This window comes from Streptomyces caelestis (assembly GCF_001279005.1).
In the GTDB taxonomy this organism is placed as follows: domain Bacteria; phylum Actinomycetota; class Actinomycetes; order Streptomycetales; family Streptomycetaceae; genus Streptomyces; species Streptomyces heliomycini.
Genome location: NZ_LGCN01000245.1, coordinates 22,456 through 28,517, shown reverse-complemented (window position 1 = coordinate 28,517; position 6,062 = coordinate 22,456). Strand labels below are relative to the sequence as shown.

The 6,062-nt window shown below is 68.4% G+C and carries 6 protein-coding genes and 3 pseudogenes; 3 read left to right on the top strand and 6 right to left on the bottom strand.

Annotated elements, in window-relative coordinates; genetic code table 11:
- Positions 1-147: pseudogene (locus ADK41_RS43685) on the top strand (helix-turn-helix domain-containing protein); the annotation flags it as partial.
- Here the strand turns inward: ADK41_RS43685 and ADK41_RS41365 are convergent.
- Together ADK41_RS41365 and ADK41_RS33435 are read right to left on the bottom strand one after the other, a co-directional pair.
- Positions 144-296 (bottom strand): annotated as a pseudogene (locus ADK41_RS41365) (integrase core domain-containing protein); the annotation flags it as partial. The pseudogenes ADK41_RS43685 and ADK41_RS41365 overlap by 4 nt on opposite strands.
- Positions 297-383: 87 nt before the next feature.
- Complete coding sequence (locus ADK41_RS33435; protein WP_030834724.1) at positions 384-1,562, bottom strand: Cmx/CmrA family chloramphenicol efflux MFS transporter; 1,179 nt, start codon at positions 1,560-1,562, stop codon at positions 384-386.
- A gap of 292 nt (positions 1,563-1,854) precedes the next feature.
- On the opposite strand from ADK41_RS33435, the pseudogene ADK41_RS33430 reads away from it, so the two are divergent.
- Positions 1,855-2,470, top strand: a pseudogene (locus tag ADK41_RS33430) (Uma2 family endonuclease).
- Positions 2,471-2,610: 140 nt separating this feature from the next.
- A complete protein-coding gene (locus ADK41_RS33425; RefSeq protein WP_030834722.1) occupies positions 2,611-3,276 on the top strand; it encodes a hypothetical protein in 666 nt (221 codons plus the stop codon).
- 23 nt (positions 3,277-3,299) lie between these two features.
- On the opposite strand, the gene ADK41_RS33420 is transcribed toward ADK41_RS33425, so the two are convergent.
- The 4 genes from ADK41_RS33420 to ADK41_RS33405 form a co-directional block, all read right to left on the bottom strand.
- Positions 3,300-3,887 carry a class IV adenylate cyclase gene (locus ADK41_RS33420; protein ID WP_030834720.1) on the bottom strand — a complete coding sequence of 196 codons (588 nt, stop codon included), beginning with the start codon at positions 3,885-3,887 and terminating at the stop codon, positions 3,300-3,302.
- 11 nt (positions 3,888-3,898) lie between these two features.
- Complete coding sequence (locus ADK41_RS33415) at positions 3,899-4,561, bottom strand: class I SAM-dependent methyltransferase (RefSeq protein WP_030834710.1); 663 nt, start codon at positions 4,559-4,561, stop codon at positions 3,899-3,901.
- Positions 4,479-5,051 carry a hypothetical protein gene (locus tag ADK41_RS33410; protein WP_037805189.1) on the bottom strand — a complete coding sequence of 191 codons (573 nt, stop codon included), beginning with the start codon at positions 5,049-5,051 and terminating at the stop codon, positions 4,479-4,481. Before ADK41_RS33410 ends, ADK41_RS33415 begins: the two co-directional genes overlap by 83 nt.
- Before the next feature lie 61 nt (positions 5,052-5,112).
- Positions 5,113-6,015 carry a radical SAM protein gene (locus tag ADK41_RS33405; protein WP_030834700.1) on the bottom strand — a complete coding sequence of 301 codons (903 nt, stop codon included), beginning with the start codon at positions 6,013-6,015 and terminating at the stop codon, positions 5,113-5,115.
- Positions 6,016-6,062 lie beyond the last annotated feature (47 nt).

Genomic DNA, 6,062 nt, shown 5'->3' with positions numbered 1-6,062 from the left:
CCCCCGTTCCGCACGCCCGCCCCCGCCCCGCCGCCGCCCGTACGGCACCCCCTGCGGAACTGCGACGGCTGCGACCGGGCCTTCCGTTCACCCGACTCCGAGACCAGCTGCCGCGACTGCCGGACCGGTATCCAGAGGGCTGCCTAGCTGTTGCCGGCCATGACGTTGGTGACGCTCGCGTGGAGGCATGAGGCCGGAGGACGGTTTCCGGCGGCGGTGTGAGGCCGGTGGTAGTTGTAGTGGACGTTCCAGACCGCGATCGCCCGAGTTCGTTCTGCTTCAGAAGACACCGGCCTCGGCGGCGACGTGCGCGATCGGACGGGTGCGGCAGCGCTCCACGAGCCTTCGGCGTCCCTCGATGTTCAAGGGGGTGTTCGCATGTGTCACCGCGGCACCTCGGTGCTCCGGCCGGCCGTGATGGCGGTGAGGAGGGGGAACGCGATGAGCAGCGCGACCGCGACGAGAAGTCCACTCGCCCAGAGCGGCCCGAGGACCCCGACTTCGGCGCCGAGCGTAACCGCGGCCACGACGGGGCCGGCGGCGGCACCCACGTTGAGCGCCGCGGTCGCATACGAGCCGGCCATGGTGGGAGCTCGGTCGGCCTCGTAGAGGACCCGGGTGATCAGTGTGCTGCCCAGCGCGAACGACAGTGCGCCCTGCACGAACACGAGGATGAACAGGGCGACCGGTTCGTCGGCCAGCATCGCCAAGGCCGGCCAGCCGATGAGCAGGACCGGACCGCCGACCGCGATGATCGGACCGGGACTTCGGTCGGACAGCCGGCCGGCGACGGTGACGCCTACGAAGGAACCGGCACCGAAGAGCACCAGAGCGACAGAGATCCACAACTCGCCCAGCCCGGCGCTGTCGGTCACCACGGGGGCAAGGAAGGTGAGGCTTGCGAAGGTTGCCGCGTTCACCAGCGCACCGAGCAGCATCACCAGGAGCAACCGCGGCCGGGCGAGCTGGGCGAGCTCCGCGCGCAAGGCCGGCCTGCCAGTCGCCTCATCCTCATCACGTCCTGCCGGGATGCCTTTCAGGATGCCGAGAGCCGCCGGCAGGCAGAGAGCGGCGACGGCCCAGAAGGTGGCCCGCCAGCCGAGTGCCGTGCCGAGCACCGCCCCACCAGGGACACCGGCGATCGTGGCCACCGTCGTGCCTGACAGCAGCACGGCCAGCGCGCGTCCCTTTCTGTCGGATGAGACCAGCCCGGCCGCAGCCGTCAGAGCGACGGCGAGGAACCCCGCGTTGGCGAGCGCGGCAACGACTCGGGTAGCGAACAGGACGGGGAAGCTCGTGGTGACGGCTCCCAAGGCGTGAGTTGCCGCAAAGACAAGCACGAACCCGAGAAGGGCCGGGCGCCTTGGCCAGTCACGGGCAAGCGCGGCCACCAGGGGTGCGCCGACGATCATGCCGATCGCGAAGGCCGAGGTGAGCACGCCTGCTGTCCCGACGGTGACGTCGAAATCCGAGGCGATGTCCGGCAAGAGGCCGGCGAGCATGAACTCCGAGGTGCCCATGGCGAAGACCGCCATGGCAAGCAGATACAGCGGCAGAGGCATCGAGTGGCTCCGAGGTGAGAGAGGCACGAGAAGGTCATCTCGTCACCGCGGCCAGTCCCAAGCGCCACTCGTCCCACCGTGAAAAGCGGTGCGACGACAGGGCTGTGAGCTCAGTGGTTCAGGGGGCTGACGGCGTGACCGAAAGCCCCCACCCTGTCTGACTCAGGACTCGACATGGTCCGCACGCTACCCGACCGACGCCCGTCGAAACACCTTGGTCTTACGGGCATTGGCCTGTGTCGACAACCTCATGTCCCGCAGCACCTGGCGTGAACGACGAGGAGCGAGACCCCTGACCACCACACCCCACCACGCGCATCAGGGCGCCTCCCGCCGGTGCCGGGCCCTGTGTGACTTCATCCGGTCCGCGGACAGCGCGTTGCCGGGAAGTCCGAAATCACCAAGGGGGGATCGTCCACGACCCTCTGTCGCCCAACGGCCGACACGAGCTGACCGCGTCGCTGCTTCGGAAGCGCCTGGAGAGGGTGATGCCGGAAGAGGTCGTGGCCCATACGGGCACGCCTGATGTGGAGGACGAGTACGAGGGCATCATGCGGCGCCCTGACGTCATGGTGATCACCCTGGCGGACATGGAGGTGCCGGCCGGCTTCGATCCCCGGACGCTCATCGCCGCCATCGAGGTCGTCTCGCGGTCCAACCCGGACAACGACTGGGTGGGCAAGATGGGCGACTATCCGCTGATGGGCGTGCCGGTCTACGCGATCTTCGACCCCCGCACCGGCAGCGGCGCCGTCCTCAGCGACATCCACTCGACCCCGGACGGCCCCCGCTACGCGGTGCGCAAGGACTTCGTCTACGGCGAGGACGTCACCATCGGCGGGTGGACCATCTTCACGAGCGGCCTGCCGCGTTACCAGGACGACGGCGCGGAGCGGGACGAGTCGTGAGGGACGTGTTCCGGAAATCGGGGGGGGGGACTGTTTCGGACACCTTCGCCCGCGCGGCACGTCCTGGCTTGACCCACCCCCCGGCGGCTCCGCGATCGTGCTCCTGGAGATCGTGGCGAAGAGTGATCGTGGGGTTGCACATGGCTGTTTCCAGGCCGCAGACGCGCCAGTTCGAGGCGTTCATGACGAACCTGTCGTACGCCCGGCGCATGGTGAAGGCGGGCCGGATGCTCACGCCCTTCCGGTCGCCCACGATCGACATCGACGACTTCTACCGGGCGGCCTGGGTCCAGGCCGTCGCCGCCATCGACCACTGGCTGCACGAGGAGGTACTGCGCCGGGTGGCCGAACTGACGCTCCAGGACAGCCCCTCCATGCCGCCTCAGCTGCGGAGGTACGAACTGCCGCTGCACCGGGTCGAGGCGGTACGGCGGGGCGAGGTCACGCTCTCCGAGGCCGTCGTGGAGCACCTGCGCGAGAAGCTCGCCGTGCAGGCGCTCCAGCACCCCGGGAAGATCGCCGAAGTGCTCAAGCTCGTGACGGAGAAGAAGGTCTGGTTCGAGGCGGCCGGGTGTATCAACAAGGAGTTCTTCCAGGGGCGTACGACGTTCAACGAGAAGACCCTGCGCGGCCGCTACCTGGAGATCACCCAGCGCCGCAACAAGATCGCCCATGACGCGGACCTCATCGACGGCGACCTGAAGCAGCGCCGACCCATCGACGAGGCCGAGGTGACGGACGCCATCGACTGGATCGAGCGGATCGCCCTGGCCATCGCCCACGTGCTCGACGACGAGGGTCCGTGAGCGAGGTGTGTCCGCTTCCCTGATCAGTGGCTTCGGACCGCCGAGGAAACGTCCTCCTGCTTCTCGCCGTCGGAGAACAGGAGGGTGGGCTCGGTGAGGATGTCGCGGCCGGCCTCGCTCTTGTAGATCTCGTCGACGCTGCCGAAGCGGGCTTCGGAGTAGTCGAGGTCCAGCAGCGCGGCGGCCTGCCGGACCGATGCCTCGTCGGGCCCCTCGATCTCCAGGAAGGTGGGGAGGCCGGGCCAGGTGTCGAAGTCGAAGGCGACCTCGCCCAGGCGCCACTCCTCGCGGTAGTTCTCCTGGTAGCGCACCTCGGTGAGGCCGACCCGGCGCAGGATGCCGGCCATGGCGTGCAGGTCGGACACCTCGGTCTCGATCTCCTTGGTTCCGTCGATCGTCGTGGCATCGGTGACCTGCTTGAGCGTGAGTGTCGACCGGGTGCCCTCGTCCCGAAGGCGGATCCAGGCCCCGCCGTCGAGGGAGTCGCTCTCGAAGATCTTGCGGGTGAGGAGCGTGCGGGGGAACGCCTGGACGGCTCCGAGGGCGGTCAGCCTGGACTGGAGTCCGGCGGCGTCGACGGCCAGGAACTTCGCCTCGTACTCGTGCTTCACGGGTCCTTCTCTCAGAGGTGGTCGGTGAAGGTGGACGCTCGGGCTGCCATGAGCAGTCCCATGCGGTGGGTGTGGTCGTGCGGCTGGCCGACGTGGGGCCGTTCCGTGAACTCGTTCGTGCGCAGGGTGAGCAGGATCTCCCAGTCACCGAGGAAGTGAGGCAGCAGGCGCTCGGGGGAGGTGTAGTGCTCGGTCATGTGGTGGCGTCTTTCGACGGGCATCATGAACTCCGCACCGAACACACCGCCCGGGCGTACCAGGCGTTGCATGCGGTCGACGAACTCGGCGAGCGGACGGTGGTGGTTGGCACTGTAATGCCACGAGCAGCTCGTCCAGACCGCCTCGCACTGCACGCCCAGGGGCTCGCCCTCGAGGAAGTCGTCCTCGACCACGTGGACACGCGAGTGGAGTTCCTCGAGCTTCAGCCGGTCGATCAGACCCATCGCGTGGGCCTCACTGTCACCCGGAAGGCACACCTCGCCTCCGTGCAGGGCGAGCGCGTCACGTTCGATGGCGACGACGTGGTAGCCGGCGGCGGCGAGCGGCAGGACGAACTTGCCATCGCTCGCCCCGACGACCGCGACGGTGGCGTCAGGGGCGACGCGCTCGCGCAATGTGCCGAGGAACTGGGGGAAGAAGGTGAGGGTGTGCTCCCACAGGCTCTGGGTCTGCATGGGAGTTCGCTCCTTGCCTGTCGGTTGCTGCGATCAAGCGGAGGACCTCTTCGGGGCTGCGCCCCGTGGTGTCGACGCGACGCATCGGGAACGAGGAGTAGGCGTCCGTCACCCGGTCCGTGACGGTTTCGATCAGCGCGTCCCACCGCGTTGCCGACTTGCCCCGGGTGGCCAGACGGCGGCGGCGTTCGTCGTCGTCGCAGACGAGGTGGTACGTGACGGGTGTCGGCAGCCCGTGCGGCAGCGTGACGCCGAGGCGGGCGCCCAAGGCCTGGTGAGTGGCGAGGCACCGGGCGAAGTAGCTCTCGACGACTACGGGGACGCCGGCGTCGAGGTGGTCCTGGATCTCCTCGGCCGCGGTGAACAACGCGGAGAGGTAGAGGCACATCCGCGCGTCGACGTTGGTCCGCTGGTCCACGGCGTGCCTGAGGGGCTGGTAGAGGGCCGGCACGGTGGGGACGAGTACGGCTTGCCGGGCGGCGGCGAGCATAGGTGCGATGGTCGACTTGCCGGTGCCCCGTAAGCCTTCGAGGCTCTCGAATCGCGGGTGGTCAGGCACGGGCGTACACCACGTCCGGCACCGCAAGCGTGAGCTCGTCCGTAACCGAGGGCTTGTGGACGATGCGGCCGGCGCTCTTCTCGTACCAGAAGGCGTGGGAGTCCTTGCCCACGGCCTTGCAGGACATGGTCAGGGCACCACGCGGGTCGGCCTCGATCCGGTCGATCTCGTGAGGTCCGCCGGTCGGGGCGCAGAGCTGTGGGGCGCCATGCTCGGAGAGGTCCTCGTCGACGATCACTTCCAGGGGCAGCTCGGCCGACGCGAGCTCTTCGCGGAGCCGGCCGTAGGAGGCCGGGTCGGTGACCAGCAACTCGGGATGGTCGGCGGCGTTGCCGACGGGTCGCAGATGGTGGAGCTTGAGCTGCCGGACTCCGAGCCCGGCCAGAACGCCGGCGAGTGGGAGTACTTCACCGATGTTCCGTGAGGTGACGGTCATGGTCGCACCGGTCGGTACTCCGAGGTCCCGTGCCAGGCGCAGTGAGTCGAGGGCGCTCTGGTAACTGCCGTGCCTGCGGATGCCGTCGTTGGTCGATCCGACGCCCTCCAGGGAGACCCGGAGAAGGTCCAGGTGCGGCGCGATCTCGGTCAGGCGGCGCTCGATCCGGTACCCGTTGGTGCAGATCTCGACACGCTGGCCCAGTTCCTCCTTGGCATGGCGGACGACCTGTGAGAGGTCCCGGTGGACGAACGGCTCTCCGCCGAGCAGGGTGACGGCCTCCGTGCCGTACTCGTCCCTCATCAGGGTGAGGAGGCCGACGGCTTCGTCGGCGGTGAAGGCGTCCGCGTACTGGAGCCTCTTGCCGTGGAAGCAGTGCAGACACGTGAAGTTGCAGCGGTAGAGCAACTGTAGGTACAGCATCCGGATCTTCCTGATCCCGGTGACTTCCCTGATCACTTGGGCTCCTTCGGCTGACTGCCTTTGGGGAACCCGATCGTGGCAGT